The sequence below is a fragment of the Mesorhizobium sp. LSJC269B00 genome, assembly GCF_000502815.1.
Taxonomy (GTDB): Bacteria; Pseudomonadota; Alphaproteobacteria; order Rhizobiales; family Rhizobiaceae; genus Mesorhizobium.
In genome coordinates, this window is sequence record NZ_AYVN01000017.1 from 83,217 (window position 1) to 96,201 (window position 12,985).

Genomic DNA, 12,985 nt, shown 5'->3' on the forward strand with positions numbered 1-12,985 from the left:
GCGAAAACCGCCGGCGCGGCCGGCGGACACTGGTCTCTGCTTTTTAGAAGATCGACTTGGCCTTTTAGCGGGCACGCCCCACCCTGTCCAGAAACACGGAATTGGGCCAATCCGGCAACTGCCAAGCCGGCTTCACGCTGCCCAAAAACGAAAACCGCCAGCGCGAAGGCCAGCGGTTTGAAACGCAATACTAAAGAACTCGGTTACTTAAGCATCGGATAATAGACTGGATTTATGGCCGAACTCTGGCCCTGCCCTACATGGCGCCGGATTCTTCCTCGAAGCCGTCGTCGCTTTCGCCGCGCTCGGGGCCGCCATTTTCGAGAAACTTCTCGGCAATCAGCCCGGCATTCTGCCGCAGTGCCAGTTCGATCTCGCGCGCCGTGTCGGGATTGTCGCGCAGGAACAGTTTGGCGTTTTCGCGACCCTGGCCGAGACGCTGCGAATTGTAGGAGAACCAGGCGCCCGACTTCTCGACCACGCCGGCCTTGACGCCGAGATCGACCAGTTCGCCGGTCTTGGAGACGCCCTCGCCATACATGATGTCGAACTCGACCACCTTGAAGGGCGGCGCCAGCTTGTTCTTGACCACCTTGACGCGGGTCTGGTTGCCGACGACCTCGTCGCGGTCCTTGACCGAGCCGATGCGGCGGATGTCGAGGCGCACCGAAGCGTAGAATTTCAGCGCGTTGCCGCCGGTCGTGGTTTCCGGCGAACCGAACATGACGCCGATCTTCATGCGGATCTGGTTGATGAAGATGACCATGGTGTTGGAGCGCGAGATCGAGGCGGTCAGCTTGCGCAGCGCCTGGCTCATCAGACGAGCCTGGAGACCGGGCAGCGAATCGCCCATCTCGCCCTCGATTTCGGCGCGCGGCGTCAGGGCGGCCACCGAATCGACGACCAGCACGTCGATGGCGCCTGAACGCACCAGCGTGTCGCAGATTTCCAGCGCCTGCTCGCCGGTGTCCGGCTGCGAGATCAAGAGGTTTTCCAGATCGACGCCGAGCTTGCGGGCATAGACCGGATCGAGTGCGTGCTCGGCATCGACGAAGGCGCAGATACCGCCTTTCTTCTGGGCTTCCGCCACCGTGTGCAGCGCCAGTGTCGTCTTGCCCGAGCTTTCCGGCCCGTAGATCTCGACGATGCGGCCGCGCGGCAGGCCGCCGACGCCAAGCGCGATATCGAGGCCCAGCGATCCGGTCGGCACGGTTTCGATCTCGACGACCTGCTCGTTGGCGCCAAGCCGCATGATCGAGCCCTTGCCGAAGGCGCGCTCGATTTGCGACAGCGCCGCGTCCAGAGCCTTTGATTTGTCCACCGCTTTGTCCTCTACAAGCCGCAAAGAATTCTGAGCCATGATACATCACCCCTTGGTCGTCAATGAAGGCCGGACAATCCGTAATCCCTGCCCATTTTGTACTACTTTTGTTCTCGTTTGGCAAGAGGGGTCAAATATCTGAAAAGCACTCTTTATCCGGATTTGTTCTTTTTTTGTCTCATGGTTTCGTTTCCGGATGTATCCACCATTGGGCCAGACGCTCCGGCTGTTTCGATCGGCCGAATCGCCGGCTCGCCTGCGAAGCTCCGTCGCACAGCCTAGCGCTTGTCCGGTTCGAAAAACAAAGGTCATATCGCCGGCATGGTGAAATCAGCAAAGATACTGGCGGTGGGCGGCGCCCATATCGACCGGCGCGGTCAGGTGTCCGGTGCTTACGTGCCGGCGGCGTCCAACCCCGGCACGATGCGCGAGGATGTCGGCGGCGGCGTCTTCAACGCGCTGCGCAGCCTGGTGCGGCGCGGCGTCTCGGCCTCGCTTTTGTCGGTGCGCGGCGGCGATGCCTCGGCCGAGACGGTTGCGCGCGCCATCGCCGAGGCCGGCATTGCCGATCTGTCGGCGGTTTTCCTCGACCGTACGACGCCGAGCTACACCGCGCTGATCGACAGGGATGGCGAGCTGATCACCGGCTTTGCCGACATGGCGCTCTACGATTTGGCGTTCCCCAAGCAGATCCGCCGCTCCAAGGTGCGCGAGGTGGTCGCCGAGGCCGATGCGGTGCTCTGCGACGCCAATCTGCCATCAACGGCGCTGGAGCGGCTGGTGGGGGTCGCCGCCGGCAAGCCGGTGTTCGCCATTGCCATTTCGCCGGCCAAGGTGGTGCGGCTGATACCGGTGCTGAAGGAACTCGCGCAGGTCTTCATGAACCGGCGCGAGGCCATGGTGCTCGCCGGCGTCGATGCCAATGCCACCGAGCGCGAGACCGTCGACGGACTGCGCTGCAGCGGCCTCACCAGTGGCGTGGTGACGGCGGGCGACGGCCCGGTGCTGGGATTCGACGAAGCCGGCGCCTTCTCTATCCTGCCGCCGGCGCCGAGAAAAGTCGCCGACGTCACCGGCGCCGGCGACGCGCTGGCCGGCGCCACCATCGCTGCCCTGCTGCGCGGCCTGGCATTGCGCCAGGCCCTCCGCGAAGGCGTTGCCGCGGCGACGCTCGCCATCGAAAGTTCGGATGCCGTGCCGGCCTTCACCGCCACGACCTTCACCGAGGCACTGGCTCTTGTGCCCGACGCGCAGGAAATGGCATGAGGGCGGCCAATTGCCATTGCCGGAGCGCGGCGTCCAAGCGGACGCGCGGATCTCCGGATCGGAGACCATCATGACACCGCAAAGCGCCCGCCCCTTCATCGACCTCCACGCGCCCGTGGCCGAGGCGCTCGCCGCTGGCCGCCCCGTCGTGGCGCTGGAAAGCACCATCATCACCCATGGCATGCCTTACCCCGACAATGGCGCCATGGCCGCCAATGTCGAAAAGATAATCCTGGACAATGGCGCGGTGCCAGCGACGATCGCCGTGGTCGCCGGCCGCATCAAGATCGGACTGTCCGACGGCGAGCGCGAGTCGCTGGCCATGACCGGCGATGCCATGAAGCTGTCGCGCGCCGACCTCGGCTTTGCGGTCTCGCAAGGCCGCACCGGCGGCACCACGGTCGCCGCCACCATGATCGCCGCTGACATGGTCGGGATAAAGGTGTTCGCCACCGGCGGCATTGGCGGCGTCCACAAGGGCGCGGAAAAGAGCTTCGACATCTCGGCCGATCTCGACGAGTTGGCGCGCACGCCGGTCATCGTCGTCTCGGCCGGCGCCAAGGCGATCCTCGACATCGAAAAGACGCTTGAAGTGCTGGAGACGCGCGGCGTGCCGGTGATTGGCCATGGCTGCGAGACGATGCCGGCCTTCTGGTCGCGGCATTCGCCGTTCCGCGCGCCGCTGACCCTGCACAGACCGGAAGAGATCGCGCATTTCTACAAGACCAGGGCGGCACTTGGCCTGGTCGGCGGCATGCTGATCGCCAACCCGGTGCCGCAGGACGATGAAATTCCGGCCGACGAGATGGCCGGCTATATCGAGGCCGCGCAGAAGGCGGCGGAAGTGCAGAATGTGACCGGAAAGGCGGTGACGCCGTTCCTGTTGGGCAAAATCCTCGAACTGACCGGCGGCCGGAGCTTGAAGACCAACATCGCGCTGGTCGAGAACAATGCGCGTTTGGCGGCGAGGATTGCGACGGCGCTGTAGGATCGCCTACGTCGGCGGGACAGCACCCCCCTCTGGCCTGCCGGCCATCTCCCCCGCAAGGAGGGAGATTAACAGCTTAGCCGCAGGCTCCCATTTTCAACGTTGGTGATTGGCGAAGGCCAATGTGACAACTGATCTCCCCCCTTGCGGGGGAGATGTCCGGCAGGACAGAGGGGGGTGGGAAGAAACGCGGCGGTCCCGGTTCACTTCCCCGCCCTTCGTCCCGCCTCATACGCCCGGCGCGCCCACACCCTCATCTCGTCAGGATCATCAAACGGGTCGTCGGGAATGCTCCAGTACGGCATCGCGACCAGCTTGCCGTGGCGGGTGCCGGTATAGGTCCATTGCTTGCAGCCGGCGGCTTCGAAGTCGGGCGCGCTTTGCTCGTCAGCCTTGAGCAGCAATTCGCCGCGCAGCACGATAGCGACGATGACGCCGTCGAAATAGATACCCTTGCCGCCGAACAGTTTTCGGATACTGACCGGGCCGAGGCCTTCGAACAGCTCTTCGATGCGTTCATTGTCCATGCCGCAATCATGTCACCGGGCTTGCCATGGCTGCAACCAAAAACCATGCTGGCAAGTTGAGAGCCATCCGTCGGAGTTCTGTCATGCCGCTGCTGCTCAAGGGATCCTGCCGCTGCGATGCCGTCCATTTCGAGGTGGAGAGCAACACGCCGGTGCCGTTCATGCTGTGCTACTGCTCGATCTGCCGCAAGCAGCAGGGCGGCGGCGGCTTCGCCATCAATCTCGGCGCCGATTACAAGACGCTGAAAATCAAGGGCAAGCGCAATCTCGGCGTCTACCAGGCCGAGATCGCGGACGACGAGCATCCAAAGTGTGAGATTTCGACGGGCGAGCGCAATTTCTGCAAGAAGTGCGGTTCGGCGCTCTGGCTCTACGATCCGACATGGCCGGACCTGGTCCACCCCTTCGCCTCGGCAATCGACAGCGAGTTGCCGAAGCCGTCGGAGAAGGTGCATCTGATGTTGAAATACAAGGCGAGTTGGGTCGAGCCGGTGATCGGCAAGAAGGACAAGGTCTTCGACGTCTATCCCGAGGAATCGATCGCCGACTGGCACAAGCGGACGAAGATGTGGGTGAAGTAAGCAGGGAGGCGCGGAGCGCGACTTCCGATGGTCAGCGCTGCCCCTCATCCGGCCCTTCGGGCCGTTCGTCATTCGAAAAGCCAAGCAATTGGCTTTTCGCCCGCTGCGTGGACCATTCCTCACCTCCCCGTGAACGGGGAGAAGGAAGATCAGGCCGAAGCGCGCGCCTCAGCCAGCGCCTTCAGGTCGGCGGGCTTCAGTTCGACGGATTCGCCGCAGCCGCAGGCCGAACTCTGGTTCGGGTTGTGGAAGGTGAAGCCGGTGCGCAGCGTCGTCTGCTCGAAATCCATCTCGGTGCCGAACAGGAAAAGGGCAGCCTCGGGCGCGACATAGACATGCGCGCCGTCGCGTTCGATATGGTCGTCCTTGGTATTGGGCTCGGTCACCAGGTCGACCGTGTATTCCATGCCGGCGCAGCCGCCCTTCTTGATGCCGAGGCGAATGCCATGCGCATTGTCGCGCGTGGCGACGATCTCGCGCACCCGGTCGGCGGCCTTTTCGGTCATCGTGATGACGGCGAAGCGTCCCATTCTTTTTCCTCTTCCATTCCATGCAGGTTCAAGGCCTGCCGAATGATTCCTCACCTAAAATGGTGAAGTTTTACCACTGGTGCAAGTGCACCAACCTCAGTCAACCTAGTACCAGCCCACCGCCACCTGCGCCTCTTCCGACATGCGGTCGGGCGACCAGGGCGGGTCGAAGGTCATGTTGACCTCGACGCCGGAGACGCCTTCGACGGCGCCGACGGCGTTTTCCACCCAGCCGGGCATTTCGCCGGCCACCGGACAGCCGGGCGCGGTCAGCGTCATGTCGATCTTGACCGCGCGGTTGTCCTCGATGTCGATCTTGTAGATGAGGCCGAGCTCATAGATGTCGGCCGGTATTTCCGGGTCATAGACCGTCTTCAGCGCCGAGACGANCGAGACGATGTCGTCGGTCAGCCGCGCCAGCTCGTCGGCGGGAATTGCCGAGGCGGAAACCACCGGATTGACGGCCGCTTCCGGCGCGGTGGTGTGGCTCGCATCATCCATGGTCGTCATCCAAAGAACCTGTCACCCGAAGAACTTGCGCGCTTTTTCCAGCGCATCGGCCAAAGCGTCGACTTCGGCCCTGGTATTATACATGCCGAACGATGCCCTGCATGTGGAGGTTACGCCAAAGCGTTTCAACAGCGGCTGGGCGCAATGGGTGCCCGCGCGGACGGCAACACCTTGCCTGTCTATCACCATCGACACGTCATGGGCATGAATGCCCTGCAATTCGAAGGAAATGATGGCGCCCTTGTCCGGCGCGTCGCCGAAGATGCGCAGCGAGTTGATGGCGCGCAGCCGCTCGTGCGCGTAGGTCTTGAGGTCGGCCTCGTGCGCGGCGATGCGCTCGCGGCCGATCTTTTCCATGTATTCCAATGCTGTACCCAGCCCGATCGCCTGGACGATCGGCGGCGTGCCGGCCTCGAAGCGGTGCGGCGGCTCGTTGTAGGTGACGATGTCTTCAGTCACCTCCTCGATCATTTCGCCGCCGCCCATGAAGGGGCGCATGCCCTGCAGAATGTCCTTCTTGCCGTAGAGCACGCCGATGCCGGAGGGCCCGTAGACCTTGTGGCCGGTGAAGACGAAGAAATCGCAATCGAGGTCCTGGACGTCGATCGGCATGTGCACGGCGCTCTGGCTGCCGTCGACAAGTACGGGAATTCCACGCGAATGCGCGATGCGCACGATCTCCTTGATCGGCGTCACCGTGCCCAGCGCGTTCGACATATGCGTGATGGCGACGAGCTTGGTCTTGTCGGTCAGCCGCTTTTCGAATTCCTCGATGTGGAAGATGCCGAGATCGTCGACCGGCACCCAGACCAGCTTGGCGCCCTGCCGCTCCCGGATGAAATGCCACGGCACGATGTTGGAGTGGTGCTCCATGATCGACAGCACGATCTCGTCGCCCGCGCCGATATTGGGCATGCCATAGCCGTAAGCCACGGTGTTGATCGCCGCGGTCGTGTTCGAGGTGAAGACGATGTTGTCGGTGCTTGGCGCATTGAGGAAACGGCGCACCGTCTCGCGTGCCTTCTCATAAGCGTCGGTTGCGGCATTCGACAGGAAATGCAGGCCGCGATGCACGTTGGCGTATTCCTGGGAATAGGCGTGCTGGATCGTATCCAGCACCACCTGCGGCTTCTGCGCCGAGGCGCCATTGTCGAGATAGACCAGCGGTTTGCCGTAGACTTCGCGCGACAGGATCGGGAAGTCGCGGCGGATCGCCTCGACGTCGTATGGGGTTGTTTCGATCTTCTGGTCCATTACAAGCTCTCTTGAGGCACCGCCTCACTTCGTCACGCACCCCTCACCCGACCGAGCTTCGCTCGGCCACCGCCCGGGGCGTGTCACTTGCCTCGCCCGTCCTTCGGACCCACAAGGGGAGAAGGGGAGGCGCTACCCATGCGCCACGAACCAGTCGTCCAGCCTTGTTTCCAGGGCCTCGACGATGGTTTCGTCGTCCAGTTCCTCGATCACTTCGGCGACGAACGCCTTGACCAGCAGGCCACGGGCGCTCTTCTCGTCGATGCCGCGAGCCATCAGGTAGAACAGATGGTTGTGGTCGATCTCGGTAACGGTCGCGCCGTGGCCGCAGATGACGTCGTCGGCGAAGATTTCCAGCTCCGGCTTGGTCGAGAACTCGCCATCATCCGACAAAAGCAGCGTGTTGCAGGCCATCTTGGCGTTGGTCTTCTGCGCGTATTGGTGGACGTTGATGCGGCCCTGGAAGACGCCGCGCGCCTTGCCGGTCACGACATTGCGGATCACTTCCGTCGATGTCGTATGCGGCACGGCATGGTCGAGCACCATGGTCACGTCGGTGTGGGTGTCGCCGGCGAGCAGGTTGATGCCGCGCAGTTTGAAGTCGGCGCCTTCGCCCGTGGTCTTCACCACGATCTCCTGGCGCACAAGCTTGCCGCCGGCATTCATGAAGAACAGCGTCAGCTTCGAATTCTTGCCGAGATGCGCCTTGAACTGCGCCAGATGGGTGGCCGTTTCCGGCTGTTCCTGGATGATCAGCCAGGTCACCTCGGCGCCCTCGCCCAACACCAGCTGGCTGACGGAGCTGGCCAGAGCCGCGCCCTCGCCCGCCTGACGCTCGACGATCGCAGCCTTGGCGCCGGCGCCGACACGCACGGGAAAGCGCACATGGGTCTGTCCGCCGGCTTGCAGGTTCTGCAATTCGATCGGCTTCTCCAGTGCTGCGCCATCGGCGATGTCGACGAAATAGCCGTCGGCGACGAAAGCAGTGTTCAGCGCGCCGATGGCGTCATCGCTGCCATAGGGGTCGAGGCCGGGCACAATCGAGCCGTCGGTCAGCTTTTCCGACAGGCGCTGGACGGTCACGCCTTCGATGGCAGGGAATTTCGCACTCGAGACGCCGTTTAGAACTGCCAGCACGGCGGAACCTTCGACGATGGGCGCCAGCCCCTTAGCGGCGGCCGTCGGATCGAACGCCGGCACCGCAGTCAACAGCCGGCGCAGGTCAGTGTAATGCCAGGATTCGATGCGCCGCGTCGGCAGCCCGTGCTTGATTGCCTCAATGGCGTCGTCGCGCTTCAGCATCACCGCGCCGTCACCCGGCAGCAACGACAGACGCTCGCCAAAGGCGTCGATCAGCGCCGTTTCGGCCTGCGTGCGCTGGGGTTGTGTATGCATATTCATCAGTTTTGCCCCGCCTTTCAGCATAAAATGGCCTTCTGGCGTCTCACGCGGCTTCGCCGATCACGCCGGCATAGCCATTGGCTTCGAGATCGAGCGCCAGCGACTTGTCGCCGGACTTGATCACCTGGCCCTTGTATAGGACGTGCACGCTATCGGGCACGATGTGCTCGAGCAGGCGCTGGTAGTGGGTGATGACGATGATGGCACGGTCGGGCGAACGCAGCGCGTTGACGCCGTCCGAGACGATCTTCAGCGCATCGATGTCTAGGCCTGAATCGGTCTCGTCGAGCACGCAGAGCTTTGGCTCCAGCAGCTTCATCTGCAGGATCTCGGCCCGCTTCTTCTCGCCGCCGGAAAAGCCGACATTGAGCGGCCGCTTCAGCATCGCCATGTCCATCGAGAGCGAGGCTGCCGCCTCTTTCACCCGCTTCAAAAATTCCGGAATTTTTAGCGGCTCCTCGCCGCGCGCCTTGCGCTGCTCGTTCATCGCCACCTTCAGGAACTCCATGGTCGCGACACCAGGTATCTCCATCGGATACTGGAAGGCGAGGAAGATGCCCGCGGTGGCGCGCTCGGCCGGATCCATTTCGAGGATCGACTGGCCATTATAGAGGATATCGCCTTCGGTGACCTCATAGTCCTCGCGGCCGGCGAGGATATAGGACAGCGTCGATTTGCCCGAGCCGTTCGGGCCCATGATGGCGGCGACCTCGCCGTTTTTCACCGTCAGGTTCAGGCCGCGGATGATCTCGGTGCCGTCATCGACGATGCGGGCATGCAGGTTCTTGATCTCAAGCATTGTTCTTTTCTCTGAAATAATCGTCGTAGGTGACTGTGTAATCGGTGTGCCGGCGCTGCAGGGTTTTGAACCGCCAGAAGGACAGGCCGAACCCCACCGCGAAAACCGCAAGGCCGACCATCGGATGGACGAACGCCGCCAAAACGGCGCCTACCAGGGCCGAGGCTACTGCGGCCGCGGCGTATTTCATCGTGGCGATGTTGCCCTCGCGACGAACCGCCCACAGCCGCCGCCAGCGAACCGCAAACCAGATCTCGTCGCGAGACAGCGTCATGGTCATCTCTTCAGCCATCAACCAAGTGGCGCAGAAACGGCAGTATAATTGCCGAGACNCGAGACCAGCCCGGTCACGGCGCCCGCCGCCATCCGGCGCGGCGTCGACTGGATAGAGGGCGCGACAGCGCAGAGCGCGCCGCACACCAAAGCGTAAAAAACGATCGGAACCGTATCCATCATTTCAACTTCCTTTCAAACGTCAGTTTCAATCCCATGCCTTGTGCACGGTCCTGAACGCTTGGCGGGTCGCTATCCTTCCAGTGTCCATCGCATTGCCTATCCGAGCGCCTACGCCCGGTTATTCTACATCTGCGTCAGGGCTTGCCAAAGTCCTCGCCAAAAGCCATCCGGCGAGTAGGCCGCGCCGAGCAGCACTATCCCCATCGCGCAAAACCAGAACGCAAGGCCCAGGCCCGCTTCCCAGTTATCCACTCGATCCCGCAGATAGACATGTTTTTCCACGGATTCGCGTTTGCGCGCCCTTGTCACCCCACGCTACCCTCAAGGCTGATGCCGATAAGCTTCTGCGCTTCGACCGCGAACTCCATCGGCAGCTGCTGGATAACATCCTTGACGAAGCCGTTGACGATCAGCGCGATCGCCTCTTCCTCGGGAATGCCGCGCTGCATGACGTAGAATTTCTGGTCCTCGGAAATCTTCGACGTCGTCGCTTCGTGCTCGAACTGCGCCGTCGAATTCTTGGCTTCCATGTAGGGCACGGTGTGGGCGCCGCACTGGTCGCCGATCAGGAGACTATCGCAATTGGTGAAGTTGCGGGCGTTGGTCGCCTTGCGGTGCGCCGAAACCTGGCCGCGATAGGTGTTCTGCGAGAAGCCGGCGGCGATGCCCTTGGAGATGATGCGGCTCGACGTGTTCTTGCCGAGATGGATCATCTTGGTGCCGCTGTCGACCTGCTGGTAGCCGTTCGACACGGCGATCGAATAGAACTCGCCGGAGGAATCGTCGCCGCGCAGGATGCAGCTGGGATATTTCCAGGTGATCGCTGAACCGGTCTCGACCTGCGTCCACGAGATCTTCGAACGGTCGCCGCGGCAGTCGCCGCGCTTGGTGACGAAATTGTAGATGCCGCCCTTGCCCTCGGCATCGCCGGGGTACCAGTTCTGCACCGTCGAATATTTGATCTCGGCATCGTCGAGCGCCACCAGTTCGACGACGGCGGCATGCAGCTGGTTCTCGTCGCGCTGCGGCGCCGTGCAGCCTTCGAGATAGGAGACGTAAGCCCCCTCCTCGGCGATGATCAGCGTGCGCTCGAACTGGCCGGTGTTCTTCTCGTTCATGCGGAAATAGGTCGACAGCTCCATCGGGCAGCGCACGCCCTTGGGCACGAAGACGAACGAGCCGTCGGTGAAGACAGCCGAATTCAGCGTGGCGTAGAAATTGTCGGAGGTCGGCACGACCGAGCCGAGATATTTCTGCACCAGCTCCGGATGCTCGCGGATGGCTTCCGAGATCGAGCAGAAGATGACGCCGGCCTGCGCCAGCTCCTTCTTGAACGTGGTGACGACGGAAACGGAATCGAACACCGCGTCGACCGCGACACGGCCCGATTTGTAGACATTGTCGCTGGGCTCCTCGAGATCGGAGACGTCGGTCTTCTGCACGCCAGCGAGGATTTCTTGTTCCCGCAGCGGAATGCCGAGCTTCTCGTAGACCTTCAACAACTCGGGATCGACGTCGCTCAGCGAGGTCGGGCCGGGCGTGCTCTTGGGCGCCGCGTAGTAATAGAGGTCCTGAAAGTCGATCTTCGGATAATGGACGCGCGCCCAGGTCGGCTCTTCCAGCGTCAGCCAGCGCCGATAGGCTTCCAGACGCCATTCCAGCATCCAGGACGGTTCATCCTTCTTGGCCGAGATAAAGCGAATAATGTCTTCGCTCAGGCCCTTGGGGGCCTTGTCCATCGCGATCTCTGTCTGGAATCCGTATTTGTACTGGTCGACGTCGATCTTTCGGACCCGATCGATCGTGTCCTGCACAGCAGGCATAAGCGTTCTCCATCCACGCCGGGGTCAAGGCCCGACAGTTTTCAAACTATGGCATCGCCGAGGGCTGCCCATGAGGCGCCGAAGGCGGCGTAAGTTTCATATAGTGCGTCTCGGCCGGGAATTCACCCGGCCACTTGCAAACGCACGGCTCTACCAGGCCGCGAGGCCTGAATTCTTTGTCGCCGCCTCAGGCGGCTTGTTCCCTGCCCGCCCGGCGCTGGGCAATACCGGCCAGCGCAGCACGGAACAGTTCGATATCCCCGGCACTCGTTGCGTGGCCGATGGACACGCGCAAAGCGCCCAGGCTGTCGCCGTAACCCATGGCTTTCAGCACATGGCTCGGCCCGACCTTGCCCGACGAACAGGCCGATCCCGCCGACAGCGCAACGCCAGCCAGATCGAACGCGATCTGCGCCGTCTCGGCCTTGATGCCGGGAATAGCGAAGAATGTCGTATTGGCAAGCCTTGGCGCGCCGGTTCCGAAGATTTCTGCGTCCGGCACCAGCGTTTTGAGTGTTTTCTCGACCTCGCCGCGGCGTTGCGCGATCGCTTCGACGTCTTTCAGTCCAGCCAAAGCCTGCCGCGCCGCGGCGCCAAAGCCGGCGATGGCCGCCAGGTTTTCGGTGCCGCCGCGATGGCCCTTTTCCTGGCCGCCGCCATTGATCAGCGGCTTCGGCATCATCAGATCGGCTGCCGCAACGACGGCGCCGACACCCTTGGGGCCGCCTATCTTGTGCGAAGACAGAATCAAATAGTCGGCGTAAGCCGCTGACATATCGATGGGAACACGGCCCGCAGCCTGCACCGCGTCGACCACCAGAATGCCGCCCGCCGCCTTGACGATCGCGGCGATGGCTTCAATGGGCTGGATGACGCCGGTCTCGTTGTTGGCCGCATGGATCGCGACCAACGGCAGGCCTTCGGCCTTGTCATGCGCGGCCAGAGCGGCTGTCAGATGAGCGAGCACAGCGATACCATCGGCGTCGACGCCGATCCGCGAAACCTGTGTTGCCGGGAAGCGGCCGCCGTTCAACAGGCAAGGGTGGTCGGCCTCGCAGACATAGAGCTGGCTCATGCGCACCGTGCCACGGCCCATCCGCCAATCCGGCGTCAGCAGCGTCGATGCGGCTTCCGTCGCGCCCGAGGTGAAGACGACATGCTCGGCCTTGGCGCCGACAAGTGCTGCCACATCGCGCCGGGCAGTGTCGATCAGGCGCCGCGCCGCGCGCCCCTCGGCATGCACCGACGACGGATTGGCGACGAGATCGAGCGCGGCAATCATCGCCTCGCGCGCCTCGGCAATGAGCGGCGCGCTGGCATTGTAGTCGAGATAGGCGCGTGCTGCGGCCATTTTCACCCAATCGATCCCGTCAAGACCCTTTCCGCAAGGATAGCGCGTTATTTCCTTGAAATTGCAAGGCAAGACGTCCTATTTACGCGGCTTGCGGCGAGGATGGCCGGGCCGTCACGGCTGGCTATCCAGTTTTGAACAATTCTAAACTAGCTTCTAAGAAGACGCTTGCCCTGCG

General features: G+C 62.7%; 13 protein-coding genes. 3 read left to right on the forward strand and 10 right to left on the reverse strand.

The window, feature by feature from the left end:
* Window positions 1-256: 256 nt before the first annotated feature.
* Window positions 257-1,360: a recombinase RecA gene (gene recA / locus X771_RS138150; RefSeq protein ID WP_023669117.1), complete on the reverse strand. Its 1,104-nt coding sequence runs from the start codon at window positions 1,358-1,360 to the stop codon at window positions 257-259.
* Window positions 1,361-1,642: 282 nt separating this feature from the next.
* On the opposite strand from recA, the gene X771_RS138145 reads away from it, so the two are divergent.
* The gene (locus tag X771_RS138145) at window positions 1,643-2,587 is read left to right on the forward strand and encodes a carbohydrate kinase family protein (protein ID WP_023690205.1); all 945 of its coding nucleotides are present in this window, start codon (window positions 1,643-1,645) and stop codon (window positions 2,585-2,587) included.
* 70 nt (window positions 2,588-2,657) lie between these two features.
* Window positions 2,658-3,575: a pseudouridine-5'-phosphate glycosidase gene (locus tag X771_RS138140; RefSeq protein WP_023690206.1), complete on the forward strand. Its 918-nt coding sequence runs from the start codon at window positions 2,658-2,660 to the stop codon at window positions 3,573-3,575.
* Between the two features lie 203 nt (window positions 3,576-3,778).
* Here the strand turns inward: X771_RS138140 and X771_RS138135 are convergent, their stop codons facing one another.
* A complete protein-coding gene (locus X771_RS138135; RefSeq protein WP_023690207.1) occupies window positions 3,779-4,102 on the reverse strand; it encodes a TfoX/Sxy family protein in 324 nt (107 codons plus the stop codon).
* Between the two features lie 83 nt (window positions 4,103-4,185).
* Here X771_RS138135 and X771_RS138130 point away from each other — a divergent pair, with 83 nt between their 5' ends.
* Window positions 4,186-4,683 (forward strand): GFA family protein, encoded by a 498-nt coding sequence (locus tag X771_RS138130; RefSeq protein WP_023690208.1) that lies wholly within the window; start codon window positions 4,186-4,188, stop codon window positions 4,681-4,683.
* 149 nt (window positions 4,684-4,832) lie between these two features.
* Here the strand turns inward: X771_RS138130 and sufA are convergent, their stop codons facing one another.
* The 8 genes from sufA to X771_RS138090 form a co-directional block, all read right to left on the reverse strand.
* Window positions 4,833-5,213, reverse strand: a complete 381-nt coding sequence (gene sufA / locus X771_RS138125) for a Fe-S cluster assembly scaffold SufA (RefSeq protein WP_013532156.1) — start codon at window positions 5,211-5,213, stop codon at window positions 4,833-4,835.
* A gap of 105 nt (window positions 5,214-5,318) precedes the next feature.
* The gene (locus X771_RS138120; RefSeq protein WP_023690209.1) at window positions 5,319-5,714 is read right to left on the reverse strand and encodes an SUF system Fe-S cluster assembly protein; all 396 of its coding nucleotides are present in this window, start codon (window positions 5,712-5,714) and stop codon (window positions 5,319-5,321) included.
* Window positions 5,715-5,735: 21 nt separating this feature from the next.
* Window positions 5,736-6,977: a cysteine desulfurase gene (locus X771_RS138115; protein ID WP_023690210.1), complete on the reverse strand. Its 1,242-nt coding sequence runs from the start codon at window positions 6,975-6,977 to the stop codon at window positions 5,736-5,738.
* A gap of 132 nt (window positions 6,978-7,109) precedes the next feature.
* Window positions 7,110-8,378, reverse strand: coding sequence for a Fe-S cluster assembly protein SufD (gene sufD / locus X771_RS138110; RefSeq protein ID WP_023690211.1), 1,269 nt, complete (start codon window positions 8,376-8,378; stop codon window positions 7,110-7,112).
* A gap of 43 nt (window positions 8,379-8,421) precedes the next feature.
* A complete protein-coding gene (gene sufC, locus X771_RS138105; RefSeq protein WP_023684862.1) occupies window positions 8,422-9,177 on the reverse strand; it encodes a Fe-S cluster assembly ATPase SufC in 756 nt (251 codons plus the stop codon).
* The gene (locus X771_RS138100) at window positions 9,170-9,457 is read right to left on the reverse strand and encodes a hypothetical protein (protein ID WP_155929798.1); all 288 of its coding nucleotides are present in this window, start codon (window positions 9,455-9,457) and stop codon (window positions 9,170-9,172) included. Before X771_RS138100 ends, sufC begins: the two co-directional genes overlap by 8 nt.
* A 481-nt stretch (window positions 9,458-9,938) precedes the next feature.
* Window positions 9,939-11,456 (reverse strand): Fe-S cluster assembly protein SufB, encoded by a 1,518-nt coding sequence (gene sufB, locus X771_RS138095; RefSeq protein WP_023684859.1) that lies wholly within the window; start codon window positions 11,454-11,456, stop codon window positions 9,939-9,941.
* A 187-nt stretch (window positions 11,457-11,643) separates the two neighbouring features.
* Window positions 11,644-12,807, reverse strand: coding sequence for a cysteine desulfurase family protein (locus X771_RS138090; protein ID WP_023690212.1), 1,164 nt, complete (start codon window positions 12,805-12,807; stop codon window positions 11,644-11,646).
* Window positions 12,808-12,985 lie beyond the last annotated feature (178 nt).

Coding starts and splice junctions, on each gene's coding strand:
- sufA (WP_013532156.1), bottom strand. CDS start 5,213: ATGGGACGCTTCGCCGTCATCACGATGACCGAAAAGGCCGCCGACCGG.
- X771_RS138140 (WP_023690206.1), top strand. CDS start 2,658: ATGACACCGCAAAGCGCCCGCCCCTTCATCGACCTCCACGCGCCCGTG.
- X771_RS138115 (WP_023690210.1), bottom strand. CDS start 6,977: ATGGACCAGAAGATCGAAACAACCCCATACGACGTCGAGGCGATCCGC.
- X771_RS138130 (WP_023690208.1), top strand. CDS start 4,186: ATGCCGCTGCTGCTCAAGGGATCCTGCCGCTGCGATGCCGTCCATTTC.
- recA (WP_023669117.1), bottom strand. CDS start 1,360: ATGGCTCAGAATTCTTTGCGGCTTGTAGAGGACAAAGCGGTGGACAAA.
- X771_RS138090 (WP_023690212.1), bottom strand. CDS start 12,807: ATGGCCGCAGCACGCGCCTATCTCGACTACAATGCCAGCGCGCCGCTC.
- sufB (WP_023684859.1), bottom strand. CDS start 11,456: ATGCCTGCTGTGCAGGACACGATCGATCGGGTCCGAAAGATCGACGTC.
- X771_RS138135 (WP_023690207.1), bottom strand. CDS start 4,102: ATGGACAATGAACGCATCGAAGAGCTGTTCGAAGGCCTCGGCCCGGTC.
- X771_RS138100 (WP_155929798.1), bottom strand. CDS start 9,457: ATGACCATGACGCTGTCTCGCGACGAGATCTGGTTTGCGGTTCGCTGG.
- X771_RS138145 (WP_023690205.1), top strand. CDS start 1,643: ATGGTGAAATCAGCAAAGATACTGGCGGTGGGCGGCGCCCATATCGAC.
- sufC (WP_023684862.1), bottom strand. CDS start 9,177: ATGCTTGAGATCAAGAACCTGCATGCCCGCATCGTCGATGACGGCACC.
- sufD (WP_023690211.1), bottom strand. CDS start 8,378: ATGAATATGCATACACAACCCCAGCGCACGCAGGCCGAAACGGCGCTG.